This window comes from Paenibacillus sp. FA6 (genome assembly GCF_051550225.1).
Classification (GTDB): Bacteria; Bacillota; Bacilli; order Paenibacillales; family Paenibacillaceae; genus Paenibacillus_AQ.
Genome location: NZ_CP188820.1, coordinates 4,090,082 through 4,115,084 on the forward strand (window position 1 = coordinate 4,090,082; position 25,003 = coordinate 4,115,084).

A 25,003-nucleotide genomic window follows, 5' to 3' on the forward strand; every position below is an offset into this window, starting at 1 on the left:
GTATCGTTGGTTGGTTTAGTTAAGGTATTCCAATAAAAATTCGTTCTCAATATTTTCAAATTCCTTATTTGCTAATTTATCTAAAAACTCACTATATGAAATTACTACTTGTGAGAGACATGCCTTCTAATAGGTAAAATAAGCGATAAGCTTTCCTTCCCCAGGATAATCACCCTCCCATCCACATGGAAATCCACCTGCTTTATAAACTCTAAAAATATGTTCATAAAAATTTTCACCTTCACCGTTGATTGCGCGGTTTAATGCACAGTTTCTCAAGTCTACTACAACACTTTCAAAAAAGTCGCTGTATACGTCGGTAATTTGCTTTCTAAGGCCATCTGCTATTATCGCTGTCACTTCATCTAATCCATCAGGCTTTTGGGAAGGCTCTAATTTATACAACTTGCCCTTCACTTTCCCCATTTCAAGCTGTCTTATATCAGACCAGGTGTATTCATCTTCACCAAAGACCTCATTAATAATTAGCCATTTCGCCTCATCATGTTGATTAATAATAGCGATATTTTTAGGTTTCTCAGTCTTTTGAATAACTTGCATAGAATTAGCGAATTGAATAACTTCTTCAACCAAATTACTATATATTCCGTACTTCACAACTTATCAAACCACCTTTCCCATAAATCTGTTGTTGCGCCTCCACCTCGGTGCCATACTGGCTTAATTTCATCTTTATTGATAGCTCGGTTAAGAAGATAATCATCCATGCCTTTGGATTTAATTTTAATTAATTCTTTTTGTAAATAGTCATCCTTCATATATAGCGGCAGTCCCTTTTCTTGAAGTTTTCTCAATTTTTGTTGTAACTCAAATAGCTGTTTTTCAATAATATTAATCTCTTGATTTATATCTATTTTATTTAGTTTACTTTCTACAAAATCACTATAAACTGAATGATAACCTTGATGTCGTGAGGTTGAGCTCACGTATTCATCTGGAACGCGAAGGAAAAATCCATTGGAAGCATGATCCATGTCCATCCCTACCTTTTGGAGAACAGGATGCTCGCTGAACTCAGCAGGAATAACATGCTGCGCTTGGTAAGGAGTACGCTTTGTAGTTCTAGCCACTCCCATTTCCTCAAACATATTCTTACCCAATTTCGTTGAACTTCCACCTGTTACTTTACCAGGGGTTCCTGGAATCAATCTCTCAGCATTCTTCGACAACCGCTCAGCCAATTCCTTCTTGCCTTGATCCATCTCACTCCAGAAGTCCTGTTGCCGACCTGATGGAGGTGGAACGGTACTATTCCATACATTACTATTAGGAATATTGGGACTCCCTCCCACAGGAACAAGTATAGGTCCACCGAGATTGTTCCCTGCTTGTTTTATCGACGTAGCAACATCATCAAGCAACTCTCTGGCTTCCTTCATATATTTCTGACCTATTTTATTGCCATATTGGGATAGATCATCTACTCTCTTGCTGAATTGTTTCGCAACCGAGCCTATTCCCTTTTGTATCCATGGAGCTACGCTACTAAGTTTGTTTACTACTGCCCCACCGATTCCTTTAACGATTCTTGAATCCAGTATTCCTGCTGTTACGGCTCCTATCGTCGCATCGCCAAGTAGTGTCTTCAGGCTAAAGCCTTCTCCAATCATCGTCTGACGGATTACACTCTCGAAGGCATTCGTTACTGCTCCCAATGCCATCTTCCCACCTACAACACTAGTTAGTCCGAATGGACCGAATATCGCTCCAGATATTGCCCCTATGGTCGACTCTCGTAAGGCAGCCCATCCATAGGCACCAAAGTCGCTGACTTCTCCTCTGGCAATATCGGACACGGCCTGACTGACGACGGCGGCTGTACCCGCTATCGCTGCTCCTGCTGCTACAGCGCCTATTACCACGGCACCTGCACCCATTGTCGCTACGACAACAACGGCAACAGCTACTACTACCGCAACTACCGCAAGTGCACCGAGTACATTTCCCGCAAGCTTCTTCCAACTAAACGGTGGTTTCTCCTCGGGCTCAGGCTCGGGTTGCGGTGGTGGGGTCCCTATCAGTGGTTCGTCAGCATAAGGTGGGTAGCTTGTTCGATCCGACCCTTCAGCAATGACCTGCGCCCCAAGGATATGGTACTCGTTCTCTATAGCTATCCCACTGGTCTGCCCAGCTTTTACTACCATCACTTGGCTTTCCGCTTGGATCACGACTCGCTTTTGGCTGTGTATGATGATGTCACTATCTGCTTGTAATAATAGTTTCTTATGGCTGGTTAATGTAATACCGTTATCGTCTTCTAGAGTTAACTTTAACGGTTCCTTCGAGCCACTTACAATATCTATGCCTGTTGGAGATAACTTGGCTTCACTCCCATGCTCTGTTCCGAAATATCTAATGTTAGGATCTCCAGACTTCTCACATTCTTCTCCATTCTTTCGTATACACCCCGTCACGATTGCTCCTTTTCCATCGACTTCTGGAAAGTACAGCGTGGCATTCGTTCCAATCTGAGGCATACAGTACATGGCGTTCCCTGTGGGTGGGGCGAATATGAACCAGTGCGCGGTACTCTTAGCTTGATCTTTATCTATCGTTAGGTGTAACTTGACTTGCTCTCCCTTAACATCTAGCACTTCTCCCTCAAGTGAGACGCCAGACAGCCGTTCATTATGTATGATTCTTCGATGTATTCCTTTCTGACGTGACAAGCGGTAGCTATATACCAGCTGTATTTCCTCTAACTGTACCGTCTTTTCGCTAACCACCAATTGCTTATCTCTGAAATTCACGATGTCACCAATGTTATATTGCTTATCAGTTATGATTTCATAATAGAAGAAGTCCGTGTTATGTAGTCCTGCCTCTGCACCACCCGCACGATGATATGCGACTAAATCTTTACCTGCGGTATATGGTACATCCTCTGTTATCTCCAGTTCTTTGCCCGGTGGTGTACCGAAATAGAATTTGGGCTTCGAATACTGTAAATCCGATGTAACGAATTGTTGGAAATGGCTTGCCAGACGATTGATGAACTCCCAGTCTGTCTCTTCATATTGGATAATAGGTTCTCCTATAGGTATTCCCTCTCCGATGTTACATGAGATATCTGCTTCAGGATATGCTTGCATGATACTCTTAAGTAGTGCATCATAGGTCATCGAACTATTCTGGAAGGATCGTTTTCTTCTCTGGATATCTAGTTGGATACTCGCGGATAAGCTTTCAATCTCTACATAATAAACGCCATTCACATTCGTACTTTTCACTGACGTAATTAAACCTTTAAAGACGATGATTTGTTCCTCATCCATCTTGTCATATATCGTTAGTTCATCCTGCCACATCGCTCCAGTTGTCGATTGGACGTGAAATGAATCGTCCACGATGCCTTTCATGCTTACCTTAGCGTGTTCCCCAGGCCTCATGGTAATGTCCAGATCGATAATCTTTTGCAGAGAATATGGCGTGTGGACAACGACACTATCGTAAGTAATCATGATCGCAACCTCCCCTTTCACTAATCATCATGCTGTCCATCTTTGAGGAACTTGACTATACCCATACACTGACAAAAGATGACTGAATCTGTGGTCAGTGCTGCTTTCCCTTCTACTAATGTCCCTTCTTTAGCATTCACCCATTTCCCAAAAAAGGTAGGTACACATGGTTTACCAGAGATTGTCATTGATCCATCTTCTGCGATAAGATGTACGACTGCGCTGTTTAGATTAGACATGCTATTACATATACCAAAGTAAGGGATATGATCTGGTTTGCAGTCATCTACGTTCATCATCGGTTTGTCATTGACGTAAGAACCATGACTTTCTGGAAGATTAATGCGCCTACGATGAGTTCCCATTTTACATTCCATCAATGCACCTCTTACGACATAAGCAGGATGATCAGACATATTATCCTTCTCCTCTCTATTCAACAGAAATCCTATCTAAGCAGATACCTGTAAACCCACGTCGAAATATACTTTCCGCAACATCTAGCCGAATGACAATGAGTGGCTTTTCGCTCTCTTTGATTTGAAATATCTGATGATTCTGAATCTGACTTTCTTGCAGAACGAGTCTTTTTATCGTGGTATGATCATGATGAAATTCCGTATTTGGGCTGAGGCAACTGATTTCCTTAAAGATCGGTAGATAATATTCCGATTGTTTCTGCATTGTCCTATCAATAAGAACGACTAATTTAGTGATATAATCGGGCTGATATAAGTCTATCAATTGCTTCATATTGTTGGACATCAGCACTAACTGTCGATCAAGGAAATCTAAATAGGTTGTTTCTTGATCTGCTTTCACGTAAAAGATCGATGTGTCAGGTATATGGTGTGCGTCCGTCAGATGAATATGTCTGGTGTTAATTTGAGTTCTGAGTTGTTCAATCATAGGGATTTGGGTATACCGCTCGTCTTGCCTCAATACGAAGTAATCCATTATTCACAATCCCCGCCTTGACCGTTGTATTCAAAGACCATTTCACTTTCATCTCGATATTCCCCAACCGCCACGATCAGGCCAGAATCATCTATGATATGGTTAAAATGACATTTATCCATGATGAAAGGGAGTTGTTCTTTGATCAATTCTTTGGTTAACAAGTGATATTTATAGCCTTCAATCTGCTTTACTTCTTCAATATCCATCGAAGTAATTTTTCTTGCATAATGTTTCTTCTCTTGCTCGAGCATCTCCATACGCTTAAACAAGGGCTCAAACATAAAAGACGCCTCCCATGTTGTGCTACACTCTGTTGAATCCAGGTACCACTTAGAATCATAGGCATCTAGTCTATACATAGCCTTATTCTCCATTACACTTGTACGTAAATAAGAACAATAGATATAACGAATTTCCCCCTTATCTCCTTGTTCATGTAACGTGCTTGCCTTCACCAATAAATCATTGAAGGATTCATACAGGCTTCGGTCAATCTGTTCTTGACGTTCCTTGTAAACATCGTCAATGAGAATGACATCATTGATCCACTGATTAAATACGAATTTCTCTAAAAAGTCGGATATGGCAGCCTCTTTATTCATATAGTTCATCGAATATTCACCTTAGATCCGGTCAACGCGACTTCATCTTGGATCGTTAATACGGTATCCGCCTGCTTAAGATCTACCCCTTCATCTCCCTGAATCAGAACCTTGGCTCCGCCTGTAATTTCTATATCATCTACAGCCGTAATCACAATTTTCTTGTCACTCTTGATCTCTATTCCGCCATCGTCTGTTAATCGTAATAACGTCTGTCCATTGCCGATAATTTCAACCGCTCCTGGCTGAAATACAATTTGTTTCCCATACTTGGTACTAATGCTTTTCACGGATGGATCACTTCTTTTGGTCGTATCTGAAGAGTCTAAGTCTACTGAACTTGCTGCAAAGGCATTCTTCTCTTCCGCATCTGGGAAGTAAAGACGGACCTCATCTCCTATCTCAGGCATACAATACCAGCCACTTCCATCTGGTGATGAGTACACTGTTGAGTAAGAGAACCACATTGCCTGAGATGAGGTGTGGCTATCATCTATTTGTAGATGTAGCTTCACTTTATCCTTAGCAATCGCAGTGATTTTACCGAATAAAGAGCTACCAACGATGGCATTGTTATATTGCTTATGACATTGAAAGCCTTCTCGATCACGCAGTTGATATTGATTTACGAGTATCCCTTTCTCGATCGCTATCTCAGCACGATAGACATATAATTTATGATCACGAAATTTCACGGAACAACCTATCTCTAGCACCTTATTGCTTGTAACTTCAAAACGAAAGTTATTTTGACCAATAGAAGGACCCTCGCTATTCTCGGTGATCTGTTTATATTCTTTCATGTTATTGTGTATCGTATAATTATATTCATTGAGTTCAACCGGTTGCCCAGAATCTGACAGACCCACATAGTATTTAATCCCGTCCAATGTACTTATAGGAAGTAAGGGCATATGAAAGTGAGAAGCTAGTCTCTTGGCGAATTCCCAACTTGTTTCTCGATACTGAACCAACAGCCCTCCAATGGATGCTCCCTTTGAGGCAGCATCGACTACGTCTGCTTGTGGGAAAGAACTGGTGATTGTCGAGGAGACATCGGAATAGGATTGTTGGCTATTCTGAAAGGATCGACTCTCTTTCTTAATATCCATGAGGAACGTCTTACTACTCGCTTCGATTGTCATTGTTCTCACATTTCTATCTACTTGAACTGCTATATTCGTAATAATCCCTTTGAATAAGACCATCTCTCGGTTATCGTTGGTTACACATATCTCAATGCTTTCATTCTCATCGATTTGTTCAATATATTGATCTAGTTTACTTTCAGGGATAATTCCACTAATGGCTAACTTTACATGCTCATTGACCTGTCTAATTAAGCTCAAGTTCGTTATCTTATCAAACGGACTGGATTTCATCGATATATCTGAAATCTAGTTGCTAGTACTTTGAAAGACAGTAGTGTAGGATGACCGCTACGCTGACGGATTGTCCTTACAATCGCTGTTGCCATCAGATTTCTTGATTGTATACCGTCTAATACGGTAGAAATCCGATGGCAAAGGCGAACGCTATCGCTTCTTCAGGACAATTCCGTCCTCTTCGCTACCTTCTACATAATCCATTGTATTTAGTAACGTACTGATCATACTTAAGAGATACTTTCTTCCACTCTTTAATATTCTTCATGCAAAAAAAGGCTTACTCCCACTCTTATTGCAAGTGGAGTAAACCTTCTAATTGATTCAAGTTAGGAAGTGAACTGTAGATCCTTCTTCTGTTTTGTAATGTATTGCTTGGAACAGATCAATGCAGCTGGCTGATACGTGGATATGAAGGAATAGCCTAATCATCCTCCTCAACTAGCGTAATAATCTCTCTAATATCTGATATCTTAAGTACTTCAGCGATCTGTTCAATGTGACGGAAGTTGATGTTTTCTCTCTTGCCATTAATAAGCTCAGAAATAGCGGCCCGACGAACATCAGCCTTTAAAGCCAATTCATTCATGGTCATGCCCTTTTGCTGTAACAAATCAGCCAGCGTCACACGCACTTTCTTTGTCATATTCATACGCTCCAAACTATCATCATTTTAGTCATTGACTGTACCTATAAGCGTACGATATAATTCATTTAAATGACGTACGCTTATGCGTACGAAACAATAATAAAAGTATATGGTCATCATTTGTTTTGGATTTCGAGGTATGTCACTATATGAATAACGAAAGGTCGTTGGTTTACTTGCTTGAACAAATTTGTATTGTTTTGGGGCCATATGATGCTGACGATCTAAGTTACGAAATAGTTCTGGGTTACCTCGTCGATTACAATCATGCTATGTATATTACCGGAGGTTATCTTTGGTTCCGGAAGATTCGTAAAATCTCTGATCATGCCCATTTGTACACTGAAAGTGTCGACGTGGTTGGTATCATACTTGCTACAGGTGTAACCCGTGAGGATACGATTGTTATTACTGAGATCTTTCAAAAACTGAAAACCATGAATGCTTTAGAATTTTTAATTTCTGAATTGATCAATTTAGCATCCGGAGATATATCTTTAAATTTGAGGATTGGATAGACACGCCAAACAAGTACGCTCCTAACACATCATTGATGAATACTTTTCCTAGATAACTGTCTTGATAGAAGCTTAGTTATATTCTCTTTAGTACAGCCCGACAGTACAGGCCGGAGTAGTGGCGAAACTCTAACTTTCTTCCTTTAGTAAAGTCTTATTATAGACGCACTATCTTTCAATCGTACATAATCCTATATCAATATTAAGTAAACTTGCATTGCGCAAATCCGTCTCATCAAAAAGACCTACCATTAAATTAGCGTCTGTAAAATCAATACCGATATTCACATCACAAGATCCTGGTAGCCCACCTTAGTTAACTTTCCTTCTATAAATCGAAGACCTAATCCATTTTCTATATCCCATGTACAATCAAACGTTAGTCCGATATCAAAGAATTCTAAGGCTCAACATTTAGATCAACAATTCCGACTAAAGTTATTTTTTCAATAAGTTGATCAGTTGTTTCAATTAAAGGGTAATTTCCATTAAAATCATTATCATATTCAAGTTCTCCAAAAACTGCATCATTTATTGTCATTTTCAAATCTCCCTTTTTCTATTTTGCAGCAAATTCTCAAGATTAAAACGCCCCTTCTCTCCTACTCCCCCGGTGTCTACAGCTCGGTCTATCGCCTTCTATGCTTTCTTTCATGTTTTACTGCACAATCCCTCTGCTCATGGTCTTGGCCCTTTTCCCTCATGCCCTTGCATCCTACCTATCTTTTTAACTAATTAGATTATTGCGATTAATTTGATAAAAACGTGAGAAAAAGAAGATAACAAAAAAGGCGATTATGGTGGTATCTGACCATAATCGACCTTTAATTTAATGGTATTTCGTTATTAAGGCTATAATGCCAAACATTTCTTTCTCCAATCATAGCCTCAACAAATTAACCTTAACCTTTTAAAAAGCCATTAATAAACCACAATTCGCTTCTTTTGCTTCTTTATACAGTATTATGAGTTCGTCATAAGCTTCGATTAACTCAGGATACGTTATCTGATATACTAAATCAGGTGATGATGGCATACCATTATCAACAAAACTTCGTTTTAAATCAATCAATTCATTATACATGCTAGGAATATCCTCAGCGTAAACAAATCCTAATCCCATCCCACCTGGATCAAGTGTAAACATTCCCGATTCTAGTGGACGACCAAGAATATAATAATCCGGATTAAATTTAGGAGACATCATATTTAATACTTCTAATAATGCATCTCATGTATAAGAAAATCCTAATTCCTCTTCGGGTGAATAGTAACATGTCATTGCAAAATCAGCGAGTTCTTGAACATTGCCATTCTCTATTTCCCTTTCCCACTCATTATTCAACAACTCACTTGTGTATACAGATCGCGCCTTGCCTATATTTTTTATAATAAACGCCTTTAATGAATCTGTATCCATTGTTGCACCAGAAGTAATTATGATTTCTCTTAGTTCTTCACTAAAAGCATCCGTATCAAATAAATAAGCCTTATGTTCCATCGCCATAATATCACTCCAGTTCCTTTTCTTTTTGACGAAGGATTAGAAGTGACTTTTCTAATTCTTTTCGAACATCTCCCTTTGCTCGTCCATTCATAATAGGTTCTAACATTGCATAGGCATATTGGGGTAAAAGAGCTTTTGCAAATATTGCAATGATTTCTTTTGCATAAGAATCAATTTTCACTTTTAAGATTTGCGACCCTATCTCAACCAATTTTTCATTGAACTCAGTATTTAACATACTAAACAAGATGCATTCTTCGGATGCGCTCCAAAGTGCCTCTAGACCTTTAATAATAACGTCTTCGTAATCATCCCTTTTCATTTTCAGTATCCATGCTTCACTTTTTTGAACATATGCTTCTAGCGCATTAATAATAAATTGCACATCTTCTAATGTAAAGACCATGTTACTAGAATAATTATATAATAAGTTTGTCTTAACAAGAGGATGAATTACTCCTTCGAAAAAAGCCTCTTTAGCACCACTAGGACCATGTTCAAGACGAATAATAACAGATTGAAGAATCGCCTTTTCACTTATTGAAGTATTAAAGTCATCTTCTGAAATCCTCTTTTCCTTTTCCTGGAGTATAGAGACACTTTCAATATTATGTAAACTTAGGAGGCTGTGCATTGCTTTAATTCTTATTCGTTGTGTTCGATGAAAAAGTGCTTCATTTATTCTCGGAATAAATATATCATTGTGCGAAGCACCCATAGCAATTACTATCTCAATAGGTAATTCCTCACCATGTTGTCGTAAGGCCTCATTTAATTGTTCATCTGAAACAGTAACCCTAACATTATTTTCATTATAAGCCTTGTACTCCATAGACCATAGATACCTCCTGCCCATCATGGGATTTCAAAATCATCAGGATCATAAATTTCTCGCCCTGCTGAAGCTCCTGTCGTAGGACGATGTTGATTCCGTCCATCGACTCTAGTTCGCAACTATTTAGCAGGACAGCACGACCATTAAGAAAGCGAACATAACAAAAAACAGGTCAATCATGATTATATCTGACCTTAATCGACCTGTTTTATGTAACGCTTTAGCGTTATTTAGGTTATACTTTTCAAGCATTACAGTGCGTACAAGCGAATTGAAGAAATCTTTGTAACGGTATTACATGGGCTAAGTGTGTTACTGGTTGAATGATAGGTTCATTCGGCATTGGGCAGTGGTTCATCCATCAGCCTCCCGACATAAAATATCATTATAAAACTGAGACTCTATTCAAATCCAATATATCTACATCTGACTGCTCAAATAGATTTTCTAATGCTTCATTCCCATTTTCTTCAACATAAGTGTACTCTGCATCCGATATTGGTATAGCCTGTAACCAAGATACATGTTTATCCTCAAAATCAAATGGTTTGAGGCTTTCATCCCATAAAAAAGGACTAACAAACATTACATGCTTCAAAGTAAATTCAGGGTAATACATCTTCACAACATTTGGATAAATTGTACCAGGTGAGCAAGAATAATCTGAATTAATAATATTAAAGGCACAAGTGCTTAGTATGTTGCCGAACTGATTATACTCATCTATACATGCCCCAATAAATTCGACCCTTAACGGCTTTCCGTCGACAAAATATCCAATATTATAATTACACAACCCTATTGTTGCAAATGTAGTCTCATGTAAATCAGGCTTATTATCCATTACTACAACATCAATACTGTTTAATTTATTATCGTCGTAAAATCTCGATATTCTAGGACGCCCACCATTAATATTTCCCAAGAGTTTGGCAATGTCTTTCATTTGATTCGTTACTTCCATTTCTCTTTCCTCCTATGGTCCGTAATACAAATCAGATGGATCTTCACCTTCATGTGATCTGTTCGAGCTAGGCAATTCCGGTCTATAGTGATCAGTATTATTATGTTCGTCCAAAAACTGTTTTCTTGAGATTTCTCTTTCCGCTGCACTTATCTGATGCTTTCTAAATTCGTAACCTGGTTTATGCCCCATATCCCATGGTTCTTCTTTGTTCATTTCTGTTTTCTTAACGGGATCTTTTACCTTACCATCATCACCTTTAGCATTATCCCATGCCTCGTCTCGAACTCCCTTACGAAAATTCTTAGGTCTCCGATATTGGTATTTCTCGGTTGGTTTACGTTCTTTCTTTGGCGGAGTTGGTTCAGTGCCACCTTCACCCGTTCCCTAAGTAGTAATCTTAAAAAAGGAATAGCTCGATTTTAAATACATCAATGTATAAAACAGGAGCTACCCAAAATTAGGGGAGCTCCATGAATAAATATTTTAAATATCCAATAATGGTAAAAAATGAATTCATATAATGGACATTAACCTTTAATTATTCTCTTCAAATTCCTTCATTTTTTCAATTTTAATTCTATCACTTTCATCATCCGGAATATTATTTAAGTATTTACTTTCCCAATATTCTAACCTATCTGAAGGACCAAAATTTGATTCTCCCCATTTTGTATAATCATATTCTATATTTAATTTTCCTTCAGATGTAAGTTTCATAGTTATTGAAAACCAAGGCTCTTGTCCATTTTCTAAAAATACATTCTTCAGATCATTTGTAACCTTAAACAATTTATTCTCTAATTGATTATATTCATCCGAATTAATATTATATCTGATTGGTATATCTAAAGAATAAACATAACCTTCCCCATTTATAGGCTTAAAGAAAAAGAAAACCCCTCCTTCTCCATTTGCCACCTCACCATTAAAATAAAAATCATCCCATTCAACCGGTATCATTTGATTTATAGTTTCTGCAATTATTCTATATAAATCATTCATCTTCTTTTCCATTTCATTAACCTCCCGATTGATTTAATATTCTTTTAGAAACTGCTCTTTTGTTGCCTATTTGATAAGTGACTTTGAATGAATCTGGTCTCAATGAATTCCCAGAATAGATCGGTTCGATTTTTACAGCGACTTTTTTAGGAGGCACTTCTTTAAGTGCATTTGCCCACTCCGTTTCCATTTCAAACCATTTTCCGCCACTTCGATTGATCTGGCTATTTTGAGGGACTAGGTTATCAATATTTTTTGATCCTTTAAACTGAGCCCCTATCAAGTGCCCGCCATCATCATCTTCTAATCTACCTTTTCCTTTTCCTACCGTCTTCTGTGCGTATTCATTTCGGTCTGCTGGATCAAGTTTCAGCGTGCCTTCACAGTCAATAATCCTCCCTTGACTATCTGTACGATAACTATAACCTTCAGGAGTCGTGTATTCTACATTTGGTTTCAATACCTTTTTACGCCCATCTTTAGTATATTGATCTCCATAGTTTACTTTAGTAGGAGGTTTCGTAGGTGTAGCTTTACCCGTCTCCTCAGTACCAGATTCCTTACCACTCTTGCCTTGATCTTTATTCTTGCTCTTATCTACCGACTCTTCCGTACCCCCAGCCTTCTTCGTTGTCGATGTATCTTTATCCGACTTGCTCGGCTCTATACTCTTCGGCTTGGCTAGCTTATTCGTATCGTCTTTCTTCGTTGTCGTTGTTTCCTTATCCTTCTTACTCGTATCTTCCTTCTTGGTCTTATCTGTATCTTTCTTTATTTTCTCCGTCTCTTTCTTCGACTTATCCTTCTTACCAGATCCTCCGCCCGTAGAGCTTCCTCCACCATCCGTAATGCCGAGTTTAGATTTCCCTCCGCCTACGCTTCGCTTGGAGCCTGCTACAATGGATACCCATGTCAGCGCAGCACGCATCTTGTCTCCACCCAGTTTCTCAACAAGGTCTCCGACAAATTCATACTGCATCCCTGCTTGCAATCCTTGTTCCAACGCCAGACTCTTACTGTATTGGGTCGCCACATGGGTTGACGTGGATAACACTTTTGCCAATTTAGGATTCTTCATCGCCAGTGTTTCCATCACGTTCTTCAGCTTCATCACTTGTTCGCTTAGTCCGAGATTATTCGCCATCTTACGCGCGTTGGTGAACACTTTACCCATACTTCCACTGCTCATCACATCTGTTACCATTTCACTGGTTTTACGAACCGCTTTGGCGGTGTCTACAGCTCGATCGGTCGCCTTTAATGCTTTCTGGCCTGTTTTGACTGCACTTATCCCTCGGCTTACGGCCTTCGCTCCTGCTGCTCCCCAACCTATGAATGGAATGGCAGCTGCCGCAGATAGGGCTGCATTCGTGTAATCTCCACGCGCCACGTATATACCCGCATTCAGTAAATCTGCTACTTCTCCAACGCCAGGTATGAGTCCTGCCACATCGAGTACGACTTGTGTGACGTCTAGCGCTTTCTCCCAGAAACTTTTCTTCTTCACAGGTTCGGGTTCCTCGATCTCCACTTCGGATACAAATGGTGCTTCCGGTTCGGGTTCCATATCTTCGACATACACGGCACATTTCGTCTGACCTTCCAGTTTCACTTCCGTGGCCTGGATATCACTATTCCCATCCATGACGATACTGCTCTCACCACATAGGAGATACAACCCTTTTTGTGCTTCTATCGTTAATTCTTTCTCCGTCGTCAGCTCTATATCCTGCTTGCCGGACATGGATATTCCTGTATCACTTTGGATCAGAATGCCATTCGCATCATCTAAGGAGATGAATAGGCTACCTTCGGTGGCCGTCAAGGTCAGGTCGGAAGCGCCAAACTTCATTTCCTTTCCGAAATTCGTTCCCCAATATTTCGTACTAGGATCGTCCATCTTCGGGGATGGGGGTGCTCCACCTCCACCTCGCCGAACCGAACTCTGGGCGATGCCTTCTTCTTCTCTTCCACTTGGGAAATACACCTGCACGGAGTCTCCCTCTTGCGGCATGCAGTGGAATCCACTCCCATCTTTCGATGCATACACCGAGGAGTACGGTATCCAACTTGCTTCACTTTTCTCTTGCGTGGCATCGGTATTCAGATGTACGCGTACCGTGTCTTTCTTCACGTTGATGATCTTGCCTTCCAGTGAAGCACCTGCAAGTGGTGTGTTGATCATTTCATTTTGTCGAATGCCAGCTTCTGGACTTAGTACATACTGGTGGAGCAGTTCCCCATCTCGTAATTCGCTGACTGCAGATGCCACCGTAAGCTCATGGTTCTGAAATATGACGTTGTCCCCAAGCTTGAACCACAGGCTACTTTCAACTGTATACTGGGTGAAATCCACAGCGCTTACTTGCGTAGCGCCACTTCCGAGCGCTTCCTCTAACGCACCCAAGTTGCGACGAATGGTGTATGGTAAATGGTTCGGTAAGGTGTGTAGCTTCCCTTCAGGTAGTCCCATCCATAACTTCGGTGCATTCGCTGCTAGCTCTGGCATCACGACCGCGCCAAATCGCGAAGCTACCCGCTTTAGAAACTGCCAATCCGTCTCTTTATATTGTAGAGTAAATCCTCCCAGTGGATGCTCTCCCGTGGCGTTATCGATCACATCCGAACCTGGATAAGCACCGAGCACCTCTTGCACGAGCTCACTACATTTCATCTCCTGATTCTGAAATGAACGTATCCTTGGCTTGATATCTAATAATGAGGAATAGGAAATGGCTTCTAATTCGAGTTGATAAATCCCTCGTACGGTTTGAATCGCGAAGGTCTGTACCAGTCCTTGGAACAAAATACGCACGAGTTTGCCTTGTTCATCGATTTCTTCAATCATGATCGTCTCTTCGTTCGCTGTTTGTTCTATGTAGTGATCTTTGGCTTCATCTGGTATGATCGCCTTCAGTTGTAATCGTGCATGTTCACCCACCCTCCGCTCCAGATCCAACGTTTGAATCTGCTGTACCGGATAAGGCGAGACGAGACGAATGTTCCCATATCCTGCCGTATATCTTTGATTCTTATTGACTTGGATTTCAGTTCCCATACTCTCCTCCTCTCTAGCCTCTGCAAGCTAACTTGCTTAATATTCCATTGCGTTGCTGGAAGTTGTTGCCCCTAAGGAGGTCCCTCCAAGCTCCTGTCCATCATCTTCAATCCGAATACAGCCACCGAACACACAGGTATTCGTGCAACTATTCAACAATGCAGGTTCGCCTTCGATCAGGACATCACTTTTTCCAGCAACCCATGGGGATATGATCTGCGGTACGCAGGGGGCTTTCTGCACGCCTTCAATATCGAACTGCCCGTTCTGAACGACCGGATTCAGTTGGGAGGTACAATTCCCGAATGGCATAATATGAATCCCTGGCACAAAGTCTGCAACATTAAGTTGTGCCTTGTCCTTCAAGTGCACACCATGACACATGGGTATTTTCAATCGATTGAGTTGCGTTCCGTAGCTGCAGCTCAATATTGCTCCTGCTACGACGTAACTTTCTGGTGCTCCGTCTTCGTTTTCATTTACAGTGAATTCTTTGATTGATCTGGGTGCTCTGATCACATTCATCATTCATGTCCCCTTTCACTTCTGGGTGGATTCATCAGCAAAGAACGGCCTTTACTTCGTCGTTCGCGGATGCCGTCTCTCTCATGTTGACCTCTATGGATGTGCTATCCATCGTTCAACTCTTGTGTCACTCTAGTCAGCTTAATCCCTTGGAAATCCCGCCGCAGTAAACTTTCTGCCACGGCTAAATGAACCACAATGATGGTTTCCCGTATGCCATCGATTTGAAATAGCATCTGCCCATCGACCTTCTGAACATCGATGACGAGTTCCTTCAAAGAACCATTCGGATGGAATTGACTCTGTTGAGATAAGCAAGCGCTCTGCTGAGGTTCCATCAACCAATAGGTCTCGTGTCTCAACCGCTTTACATCCAATAAACCGATTGGCTCATAAGGCATACGTGGACAATAGATCTCTATCAGTTGTTTCAGTCGATCCGACAACAGTGGCAGAGGACGTTCCAGATAATCTGGATATGTTGGTTCTGTGACTCCGCGGATTGGGAATTGTAATTCAAGTTCTCGTAATTCATGTGCATGACTAAGCGTTAACATCTCTGGCTTAACAAGGTCACGTAGACCCTCGGGTTCAGCAGGATCAGGGATCCTTGGATCCAGCGATAGACGAAAATAATCCAACTTCATGGTTACACCTCCTGATGAGTAGGGAAGATATGTAGATTCTTCCGCAATGATTCTGAAAATTTCTCTGAATCTTGTTCATCGATCATCGCACCAAGCATAAGGGCACCTGTGAAATCGGTATCCGTTAGGTCGGCTCCTCTGAAATCAGCCCCTTCAAGATTGGACTTTGTGAAATTGACACCGATCAAGGTCGCTCCGCTAAAATTGGCTCCACGTAGATAGGATTCATTAAATTGAGCATACGAGAGGTTAGATTGACTGAAATCCACCTCTTCGAAACCAGGCATTTCCCACAGTTGCGGATCTGCTTGTCCGCGCATTCCCTGCACATTGCTGAAATTAGCTTCACGTAAATCAGAATCTATAAAGCTAGCACCATGAATACAGCTATTTACAAAGTTTGCTTCACGAAGGCGGCAATGTTCAAATCGTACGCCCACCAATAATGCATCGGTCCAACTGCTCCGCTCGAGATGACTTCGCTCGAACCGAGAATAACGGAAGTCCATACCGTCATAATCTTCATCAGCCAAATCTAGATTGGAATAGACTCCATAACCATAAGCGGTATCCTTTCGCTCATTGAGCCATGCTTTCACCTGTTCATTCTCTCGGGAACGCGTATCTATTTTGTAAACCACTTCACTCATGTCTAGATACTCTCCAACGCGTACCTCAAATACTTCTTCCTTATCCAATTGTATAAATTCTTCGGTTTGAGCAGCATAAGGCATGGCATAACGAATGAGAGCAACCACATACGAATGGACATATTCAGCTTCTCGTAGTAACTCTTGTCCCACATCCATCAAGGTTATCTGACCTGCATAGGTATGCATTTGTGTTTTCATTTCATCGATCCAACCATCTAAATATGCGAAAGCCCACGTTGCATCATAGAAACTACGATGAACTGTCATATCTATGAACCAGCGCTCATCCGTCGCTTCAGCGAGATAGCGAGACCTTCCCTCCATCAGATCCGTTCGGAGCATGGCATAGGTTAGATGTCCAATCTTCCCTTTCTCCCCAATCGACTGTCGCTCCAATAATTCCTTACACCAAGCTGCGATGGATGCCACGAACTCATCTTTAAGTACCTCACGGTTCAGAATATAATCTCGTTCTAGCTCATCTAACAGGACAAGCCTTTTCTTCTTGATTTCCTGTTCTCGAAATTGGACCCTAGCCATGTCCTTCATTTGTGCTTTCGCGTTCGTAAGTTCTCCAAGAGATTTCTCACTCACGAATACCCCTCCTGACTTCTGATCCTTAATTCGTCTTCAACTCAAGGCCGGATATATCTGTATTTCCATCTAGCACGATGGTACTTTCTTTACAGATTAAGCTGATTTTATCCTTAGCGGAGATCACAATATTCTCCTCCGCATTCATCACAATGTCTTGCTTGGCTACTAATTTAATCATCTGAGTACTACTGATCTCGATCCCGCCCCCTTCGCTAAGCCGGATGAATATTTCGCCATCCTTACCCGTAATGACTATCTCTTCAGGCGTCATCTTTAGTTCCTTCCCTGCAGCTGTACGGAAGTATTTATGATCTGGGTTACTAAGTTTGTTCGTCTCCCCTTCCTCTGAATTCTTACGAACAGAGCTTGAGGCCACGCCTTCTTCTTCTTTGTTCCCTGGAAAATAGACCCTCACATGATCCCCAACTTCTGGCATACAGTACCAGCCGCTATTTCCTTCTGCGGTGTACACGGATGAATAGGGAAAGCAATGCGCTTCTGCTTTGTTCTGGGAAGGATCAATATTAAGATGAACTTTCACGGTATCTCGTTGAATTTCTATGACTTCCCCTTGAATGGAAGCTCCAATAATAGGGTCGTTGTACAGAGGATTGGCACGTAAGCCTTTTCGTGTGCTGAGGGTGTAATGATGCTTTAGCTCGCTACCTTTCATCTCTGTTTGAGCCTCGCACACGTACAAGAGCTTCCCCTTGAACGAAATCGCATTGCCGAGATCCAGAACAAGACCACTTTCAACCTCGTAATAAATGTAGTCATTCTCCTCGACGCTAGCCCCTGTATTCTCCGTCGTATCCCGAAAGGGCTCCAGCTTCTTAACGACACGATAGTGAAAGTCGTCCAGCTTTCCTTTGGGATTTGCATCATGCAGACCGAAATAAAATTTGGGACGCTCAAACACCGAGGCTGGCATAAGTATAGTCCGCAAGCGTGAAGCCATTCGCTTCAGAAACGCCCAGTCTGTCTCCATATATTGCATCGTAAACCGACCAATGGTGGCTCCATCTGTCGCTTCATCCATAATGTCGATACCTGAATAATCAGAGGCAATCATATTTAGTAGTTCAGGATAAGTCATATTCTTGTTCTGAAAAGAACGACTCTTCTTCTTCACATCCAATTCATACGTATGAGATATGCACTCTACTTCGAGATAATAAATACCGCGAATGGCCTGTACCGCAATATTACGGACGATGCCGCAGAACAATGGTGTACTTTTTCCTTCTTCGTCTATTTGGCTTAATTCAACCGTCGTATCCGAATCGCACATGAGGACGTAGCTATCCTTCAATTCTTCCGATACGATTCCTTTAAATTGTAAATAAGCATGCTCGTTCAATTTCTTCGAGATGGTTAGCTCTTGTAGATTAACCAGTTCAAATGGGGATATTTTGAGGTTGTGGTAGGCCAGCGTAGCTTGACTCATTCGTCTTCGCCTCCTTGGATCTTGGTTGAAGCCATCATCTGATGGGCTACTGGCTTCCAGTCCTTCATCTCGATATCTAGACAATTAAAGGTGCATAGCACAGCACGGTCGTCCAATGAAACAAAGAACATGAGATTATATACATTCGCATTCATGGTAGGAGATAGAAACTCGCAATACCCAATGGGGATTTGATATTCTTTCACACCATCTCCATACCACTGCTGCAACTTCTGCGTTTTGCGTAGAATTCTCACCATCTCTTTCGTGAAATCCACAATCTCCGTTTCATTCACCGCTGTACTCGTATAGGTAAAAGCCATATTCACAGTTCCGTTAACATTTGTAAAAATATGATCAGGGCGTCTGCCTGAAGGATATTTCAGGTTAGCCATCTCTGGGGACATTGGCTTAAATGTTTGGGGCATGAACAGACTCAGTTTGTTTTCGTATAGATTTCGCTCTGCAAATACAATCATGTCTTCACCAATCTGTATAAAGGGTTGGGTTAAATCAATCGTCTCATGATCTACTTTTCTTTGCCGATTGAGCGTACCTTCCTGACCTGACCTATTCATCATATTGATAATATTCTCATCCCAATGTTTCTGATCTGTCATCGCCTATTCCTCCTACTAATAAATTGAGTGAACTCTCCATTCAGTAACATTAGCTCCCTAATCCACAATCACCCGCTGCGGGCCACCCATGGAGAAGCTACCCCGAGCTTTACCGCCGCTGCGAACGTTATCCAGAATTCGACCTAGATGCTTGTGAATCTGCACATGGGTATATTCCTTGTAGGCTATGCCCATACGACCGGCGATATAGTGCAGAATCATGCTGCGTGACACGGTTCCTTCATTGCCGCACATCATTGCGAAGACCAGATCACGCGGGTCCGCACTGCCACTACGAAGCATCTGATCTGCGAAATAGCGCATAATTAATGGGGATAATGTACTCTCCCCATGTGCAGCATAGGATGTGTGCAGCACATTCAAGGTATTGTATTCGGTCGTGAAATCCGTGAAGTTCTGATAATCCTGACGGAGTCTAGCCCCTTCCTTCAGTTTGAAACGACCGAGTTCCAGCTCAGATGAATTGCAATCTACTTGTTCGTCTAGCACCATTTCGCTAGAGTACACTGTCAGGTCACTGCCTTCCTTCACTTCGAGGAAACGGATCTTGAGCGCTAGTTCCTTGCCTGTAGCCAAATAGGAAATCTCCGTGGATTCGTTCAATATGTAGAGCCTTCCCTCATGCCGTACAATACCTGGTGAGATGATCAGATGCTTAGGACCGACTTTGAGATTAGCACCTGTCACAATACCATCGGAATAATCCGCATAGTGGATATCTACGAATTCACGAGGGAAGTCTCGTAAATTGGTCAACATTTCTGTCTTCAGAATTCTACCTTTATTGAAATGGGGATATAGATGTGTAAACAATGTGCTCCTCCTCTGCCGCTTGGTATCTTTATTTCAATCCATCGAAGAAATCCAATTCGGACAGATCGCTCTCAAATGCAAATATTTGTTTCCTTCCAAGGTGTAATCCGTCCTTCTGCCGTGCTATAGGAAGCACGTGGAACCCCCAATGATTGTCATCTGCGAACACGAACCACTTGGTCTCTCCATTGACGATAGAATCCGTGTCGTCCTGTGGGATTTTGTCCGCATAAGCCAGATTGATCTCCTGATGCGTAATGGGACGATAATCCGTAATTTTATTTACGTATAAGTAGCTTTGACGAAGCCCGCCATCACTTCCATGGAGGAAGAATTCTATTTCTGCGGTATCGAATGGACGTGAGATGGAACCGAGCACTCGGTTACTACGTTCCAAGCTACTGATCAGCTCTTTCTCTTGATGATTATGGGTATGTGCACTAACAGCGTAAGGAATAACAGACGAATAATTCGTGATACTCACTTCAATACTGCCGAATTTACGTGCATGCAAATACCGAATCGCCCCACGTAGACAGGATAATTTAAGATCAGGTATCCTTCCTTCTACAGGCTTCTGTCGGAATTCAATGCTTCGTCCAGGGACGAATTCTTTCAGTGCTTCACGGAACACGTCGATACGACAGGACTGACCCGTAAGCTTAATAATGGAATAGTCACTGATGCGCCCTTCACGATAGAAATCATCGAGGAATTTACGGACGACGTCGTATATATCCGCTTTGATTAATTGCGTGATCTCCTTAATATTGAACACGACATCGGGGAATTCGTATTCATCCTTCATCACTCCATTACGAGACACCGACAAGAACCAGCGATCTATCGTCGTAATCTGTAAGTCGCTTTCTTCGAGCGCATCGTGCTCAGAATGGAATCGATTACGCAGTATCCCCGTTCTACGAAAGAACTGCTCTTTCATTTGTTCAGCAATTTCCCATAAGAAGTGAAAGTTACCCCGTACACGTAAATACTCATCACGTGAACGATTCTCATATAAGGTGAATGCCGTTGGGATAACGTCTTCCGCCTCACGGTACCTTCGTTCTAATTCACTATATATTTGCTCAACACCCTGTTCATCGACCTCTCGGAATAGATCATTCGCGGGAATATTGATCAGCTTATCAATATCGCTTAGATTGCGTTGACCCATGTAATAGTCGGCAAAGACAATTTTCATGAATTGCATAATGCGGTATGTGATGTTATTGCCACCAAAATTGGTGTCCCCATTCTCGTAAGTCGTATTAATATCGATTCGGTAAGACATATGACCGTCTTCCACTCGGAAGTTACAAGAGGATAAGTCCGTTGTTCCTCCCCCACAATCGATAACCAATGCCTTATATTCCTCTCCATCCTCAAACGTTCCCCGTTCAATTCCGTCGGCAATGGTGTTATACAGTACGGCCATTCCTTCATCCAGCGCGTTGTCTCGCTCAATCTTATAGTCCGGTAAAATATGAGTGAACATATCTAGGAACTGTGTCTTCATCTTCACAGGGCTAGATAGGTGCAAATGTCTGAATTTACACTTGAATTGTTGTTCCGCTCTCGTTATCACATACTGGATATACGCGCGAAGAATCTCGCTCCTAGATACCATTGCAATATTCCCTTGTGTATCCATGACTTCTTCTAGCTTGGCGTAATTGTTCACCCATCGCTTCATCCCGTGAAACACACTAGCACGGCTACTATAACTACTATGACGCATACTTCGAAGCGCCTGATAACCGAAGTTATACTGAATGTTGGTTGGGTCAGAACAGTCCGTCACACTAACCACCGAAGGCAATGCTTCAATCCAATCCGTCACCTTATACGTGGTATCTGGGAACTTAACATAGTTGATGGTATCCATCTGAATCTGTCCATTCAGCAGATCTAGACTACTTGGCGATGCTGCATAACCGTTATATAGAAAGGCACCCGCTGTCGTATTCGATGTACCGAAATCAATAGCAAGCACAGCATCTGTCTCTTCTAGTTCTCTTATCTCCAGTTCTGCGAGGGGGATCTTATAATATTGGATATTAGCTGGAGGTTGGTCATGCACCTGATAATAGGTATTGTAGATATATTCCGACTCTCGTTTACGCAAGAATAATAGGCTGTAGTGGCGATTTGACGTAAGCAACCACTGTGTTTCGCGATCTGTAGTCAGATAATATTGTCCCTGCTTCCCTTCATCTTGTTGCAGATGAAGAATGCCGCACAGCTCCATACGATCATTCACTAGTAACACATTGGATTCCGGTAGCGGTACTGTAGCAGTTACTCGATAGCTATCGGACTTATCCGTGGCCATCCCCGAGTAAAGAATCAATCTTGCAGGTACACGAATACCTCCGTCACCTTGGAGTGGGAGCTGCATATACTTGCGGATTGTACTTTGAACTCGATCAAAGCCTCCCTCACAGATCGGGCCTATGAATAACCGTTCCTCCGCACTTAGATACTTCATGATGATGCGGATTAATCCCTCACGGTCTAAGCTATTACCCAGTCCTTCAACCAGTCTTTGTTTATAGCAAATATTCCGCAACTGAAATGTGGTCATATCCATAAGCTCATCTCGGGTATACTTAACAACACCACGTTCAGAGGCTTTCGTTATTAGATCGTTATGCAATTTGTAGGAATAACCCTTCATGCCTTTTCCTCCTCACTGATCATCTGTGAAGTCATCCTATCCGCCTATGCAGACCTGTATTTCAATAGAGTGCGATGCGATCTTGAATCATCGTATAATCTTCATCAATAATGCCGAAATGATCGTTCCAGTACACTTCTGCGCTATACTGGATAGGAAGTAGCAGCTCCATAATCAATTGAAGTTTGTTACGTGCTGTTTCATTCTCCCGCTGCCCGATGTAGAGCAGAAGTTCATCCTTGTCCTCACTGATCGCATATATGGTTGAACGTTGGAACATCCGGCTCACCGTATCTCTCAACAAATAAAGTGCCTCTCCGGTGTCGTACAGTCGTAGCACATTAGCTGCAATGATCTCCTGTTCCTCTCGGTCGAATAATGAAATATGCGCTTTCACTACTTCTCCCAGCAATCCATCTTGGATATCCCGCAGTACGAAGCGAATATAATACTCCCGCTTGTTCATCCCCTGCATTAGATCGATATCAGCTAAGAAATGAATTAATATATCAAACAAAGCGCCACGAAGTTCTGTATCTTCTGTATTATTAATATCAAACATGCCATTAAAAATATCGTAAAATCGATAGTACGGATTTACCTCAACGTCACGCGCAACCGTCATGGCGTTCAAATCCTCTTGACTAAGCTCCATATATGGCGAGTATACTTTGGCAGGCAGGAAGTGGATGTCTTTCTTGGCCATTCCTAATTCCTGTCCGCGGATAATGAGGTCCCAGATATAATTCAAGCCCATTCTCCTTCGCACTTATATTCAGGGAAAGCTAGCTGAATCTCAGATACGAGAAAGCTCATTAGATCCTCTAGAATAAACTGACTCTCTCCCCGAATCACACTGCTCCGAAAGCGTAAGATCATGCGCGTCTTCCCTTGCTCCGACCGTACATGATCACTAACAAATGAATTCAGTTCATAAGTGACGGAACGACACTCACGTGACTCATCTAATTCGTGATCTATCAGTTCTAGCATCTTTGATTCTTCAAAGGAGTGAATCATACGAATGATTTCCCCCTTAGAGCGCACTCTTTGATCCTGTTTATGCCTGTATTTACCGATGAATCCTTCCACCTTACGGTTCGATATAACGTCGTAAGCCAGCTTACCAATCACCGTATCTACTGGTTCTGCGATCTGGAGCAAATGCCATATATCTGATTTGTCACGGGAGGATACGATTGTAATCTCATCTTCCGTCCGCTTGATATAACGGATATCCTCTTGATCTCCATTCACAAGATAACCATGCCTAATCCCAGTCTTAAGTAGCGGTAGCACATGTTCATAATTCACACGGTCTTCCGCTGGAATAGGAAATCCCCCTGTCTTCAGCTCTAGCTTCTGAATGTTCCACAGCGGTATAAGATTCACTCGTTTATATGACTCGTATTCTTCTAAATGGACCGTCACTTCTGAGATTTCTTCCGTTTCTTCTAATTCACCATCGCATCCTGTCAGCACGACATCAACGAACTTATGTATGTAAGGATGATTGATCGTTCTCCATGGAAGACCATTGGTAATAAACACATGGTACAGCTTCTCAATTTCATCCTGATATGTTCTGTTCTGCTTCAGTCGAACCTTCACCGTATATCGTCCATTTTGGGTGACCAGCACTCCCTTGAATTCCCTGTCGCTTTGCAGTAACTGTTTGATTAATGAATAATTGCACTGTAGAAAAAGAGTGGTCAGTATAACCTCTTCCTTCTGACCTAGAGCGTCGACGATATGCTTCATATCAATGACTGGCGCTTCCGCATCCTGAGGGATTATGGGGTATAGAAATTCATGAATGGGGTCCAACTCTTCCCTTGGGCATAGAGCAGTGAATATATCATGCTTCCCGTCATCACCCTCGATCTCATCGAATACTCTACGCTCCAACTTCCGATTCAAATCATCCTGATACTCTACTAGATTCAGGAATACACCTGTCATCATGTTCTTCAGCATACGACGTTGCTGTAAATCCTCCATTTTGCTAATTCGGTCTTGTACGATATCCTTCATC

Annotated in this window: 23 protein-coding genes and 2 pseudogenes; 1 reads left to right on the top strand and 24 read right to left on the bottom strand. The window is 41.8% G+C overall.

Going from position 1 to position 25,003, the window contains the following annotated elements; genetic code table 11:
- Window positions 1-126: 126 nt before the first annotated feature.
- From ACP8HI_RS18835 to ACP8HI_RS18865, 7 genes are all read right to left on the bottom strand, one after another.
- Window positions 127-618, bottom strand: a complete 492-nt coding sequence (locus ACP8HI_RS18835) for a hypothetical protein (protein ID WP_438347711.1) — start codon at window positions 616-618, stop codon at window positions 127-129.
- A complete protein-coding gene (locus tag ACP8HI_RS18840) occupies window positions 615-3,482 on the bottom strand; it encodes an AHH domain-containing protein (RefSeq protein WP_438347712.1) in 2,868 nt (955 codons plus the stop codon). The genes ACP8HI_RS18835 and ACP8HI_RS18840 overlap by 4 nt, the downstream gene beginning before the upstream one ends.
- 20 nt (window positions 3,483-3,502) lie before the next feature.
- Window positions 3,503-3,898 carry a DUF4280 domain-containing protein gene (locus ACP8HI_RS18845; RefSeq protein ID WP_438347713.1) on the bottom strand — a complete coding sequence of 132 codons (396 nt, stop codon included), beginning with the start codon at window positions 3,896-3,898 and terminating at the stop codon, window positions 3,503-3,505.
- Window positions 3,899-3,914: 16 nt separating this feature from the next.
- On the bottom strand, window positions 3,915-4,439 hold the full coding sequence (locus ACP8HI_RS18850) for a hypothetical protein (protein WP_438347714.1): 525 nt from the start codon (window positions 4,437-4,439) through the stop codon (window positions 3,915-3,917).
- Window positions 4,439-5,053 carry a hypothetical protein gene (locus ACP8HI_RS18855; RefSeq protein ID WP_438347715.1) on the bottom strand — a complete coding sequence of 205 codons (615 nt, stop codon included), beginning with the start codon at window positions 5,051-5,053 and terminating at the stop codon, window positions 4,439-4,441. The genes ACP8HI_RS18850 and ACP8HI_RS18855 overlap by 1 nt, the downstream gene beginning before the upstream one ends.
- Window positions 5,050-6,393 carry a phage tail protein gene (locus ACP8HI_RS18860; protein WP_438347716.1) on the bottom strand — a complete coding sequence of 448 codons (1,344 nt, stop codon included), beginning with the start codon at window positions 6,391-6,393 and terminating at the stop codon, window positions 5,050-5,052. Before ACP8HI_RS18860 ends, ACP8HI_RS18855 begins: the two co-directional genes overlap by 4 nt.
- A 460-nt stretch (window positions 6,394-6,853) precedes the next feature.
- Window positions 6,854-7,075, bottom strand: coding sequence for a helix-turn-helix domain-containing protein (locus ACP8HI_RS18865; protein WP_438347717.1), 222 nt, complete (start codon window positions 7,073-7,075; stop codon window positions 6,854-6,856).
- A gap of 152 nt (window positions 7,076-7,227) precedes the next feature.
- Between ACP8HI_RS18865 and ACP8HI_RS18870 the strand changes: the two genes are divergently transcribed.
- Entirely contained in the window at window positions 7,228-7,596 is a 369-nt protein-coding gene (locus tag ACP8HI_RS18870; protein WP_438347718.1) for a hypothetical protein, read from the top strand.
- 284 nt (window positions 7,597-7,880) lie between these two features.
- On the opposite strand, the pseudogene ACP8HI_RS18875 reads toward ACP8HI_RS18870, so the two are convergent.
- The 17 genes and pseudogenes from ACP8HI_RS18875 to ACP8HI_RS18955 form a co-directional block, all read right to left on the bottom strand.
- Window positions 7,881-8,110, bottom strand: a pseudogene (locus ACP8HI_RS18875) (DUF6985 domain-containing protein); the annotation flags it as partial.
- 396 nt (window positions 8,111-8,506) lie between these two features.
- Window positions 8,507-8,803, bottom strand: a complete 297-nt coding sequence (locus ACP8HI_RS18880; RefSeq protein WP_438347719.1) for a hypothetical protein — start codon at window positions 8,801-8,803, stop codon at window positions 8,507-8,509.
- 24 nt (window positions 8,804-8,827) lie between these two features.
- Window positions 8,828-9,103, bottom strand: coding sequence for a hypothetical protein (locus ACP8HI_RS18885; RefSeq protein ID WP_438347720.1), 276 nt, complete (start codon window positions 9,101-9,103; stop codon window positions 8,828-8,830).
- Window positions 9,104-9,107: 4 nt separating this feature from the next.
- Complete coding sequence (locus ACP8HI_RS18890; RefSeq protein ID WP_438347721.1) at window positions 9,108-9,935, bottom strand: hypothetical protein; 828 nt, start codon at window positions 9,933-9,935, stop codon at window positions 9,108-9,110.
- A 388-nt stretch (window positions 9,936-10,323) separates the two neighbouring features.
- Window positions 10,324-10,902, bottom strand: a complete 579-nt coding sequence (locus tag ACP8HI_RS18895) for a suppressor of fused domain protein (protein ID WP_438347722.1) — start codon at window positions 10,900-10,902, stop codon at window positions 10,324-10,326.
- Between the two features lie 12 nt (window positions 10,903-10,914).
- A pseudogene (locus ACP8HI_RS18900) lies at window positions 10,915-11,142 on the bottom strand (HNH/ENDO VII family nuclease); the annotation flags it as partial.
- A 297-nt stretch (window positions 11,143-11,439) separates the two neighbouring features.
- A complete protein-coding gene (locus tag ACP8HI_RS18905) occupies window positions 11,440-11,919 on the bottom strand; it encodes an immunity protein YezG family protein (protein ID WP_438347723.1) in 480 nt (159 codons plus the stop codon).
- 4 nt (window positions 11,920-11,923) lie between these two features.
- Window positions 11,924-14,965, bottom strand: a complete 3,042-nt coding sequence (locus ACP8HI_RS18910) for a DNA/RNA non-specific endonuclease (RefSeq protein WP_438347724.1) — start codon at window positions 14,963-14,965, stop codon at window positions 11,924-11,926.
- 36 nt (window positions 14,966-15,001) lie between these two features.
- Window positions 15,002-15,490, bottom strand: coding sequence for a DUF4280 domain-containing protein (locus ACP8HI_RS18915; RefSeq protein ID WP_438351899.1), 489 nt, complete (start codon window positions 15,488-15,490; stop codon window positions 15,002-15,004).
- Window positions 15,491-15,594: 104 nt separating this feature from the next.
- The gene (locus ACP8HI_RS18920; protein WP_438347725.1) at window positions 15,595-16,137 is read right to left on the bottom strand and encodes a serine protease; all 543 of its coding nucleotides are present in this window, start codon (window positions 16,135-16,137) and stop codon (window positions 15,595-15,597) included.
- A 2-nt stretch (window positions 16,138-16,139) separates the two neighbouring features.
- Window positions 16,140-17,384, bottom strand: coding sequence for a pentapeptide repeat-containing protein (locus ACP8HI_RS18925; RefSeq protein WP_438347726.1), 1,245 nt, complete (start codon window positions 17,382-17,384; stop codon window positions 16,140-16,142).
- 25 nt (window positions 17,385-17,409) lie between these two features.
- Window positions 17,410-18,834: a hypothetical protein gene (locus tag ACP8HI_RS18930; protein WP_438347727.1), complete on the bottom strand. Its 1,425-nt coding sequence runs from the start codon at window positions 18,832-18,834 to the stop codon at window positions 17,410-17,412.
- The gene (locus ACP8HI_RS18935; protein WP_438347728.1) at window positions 18,831-19,454 is read right to left on the bottom strand and encodes a hypothetical protein; all 624 of its coding nucleotides are present in this window, start codon (window positions 19,452-19,454) and stop codon (window positions 18,831-18,833) included. Before ACP8HI_RS18935 ends, ACP8HI_RS18930 begins: the two co-directional genes overlap by 4 nt.
- A gap of 57 nt (window positions 19,455-19,511) precedes the next feature.
- Entirely contained in the window at window positions 19,512-20,288 is a 777-nt protein-coding gene (locus tag ACP8HI_RS18940; RefSeq protein WP_438347729.1) for a DNA and RNA helicase, read from the bottom strand.
- A 28-nt stretch (window positions 20,289-20,316) separates the two neighbouring features.
- Window positions 20,317-22,968 carry a molecular chaperone gene (locus ACP8HI_RS18945; protein WP_438347730.1) on the bottom strand — a complete coding sequence of 884 codons (2,652 nt, stop codon included), beginning with the start codon at window positions 22,966-22,968 and terminating at the stop codon, window positions 20,317-20,319.
- Window positions 22,969-23,029: 61 nt separating this feature from the next.
- Window positions 23,030-23,725, bottom strand: a complete 696-nt coding sequence (locus ACP8HI_RS18950; protein ID WP_438347731.1) for an iron-dependent peroxidase — start codon at window positions 23,723-23,725, stop codon at window positions 23,030-23,032.
- The gene (locus ACP8HI_RS18955; protein ID WP_438351900.1) at window positions 23,716-25,002 is read right to left on the bottom strand and encodes a normocyte-binding protein; all 1,287 of its coding nucleotides are present in this window, start codon (window positions 25,000-25,002) and stop codon (window positions 23,716-23,718) included. Before ACP8HI_RS18955 ends, ACP8HI_RS18950 begins: the two co-directional genes overlap by 10 nt.
- Between the last annotated feature and the right edge of the window lies 1 nt (window position 25,003).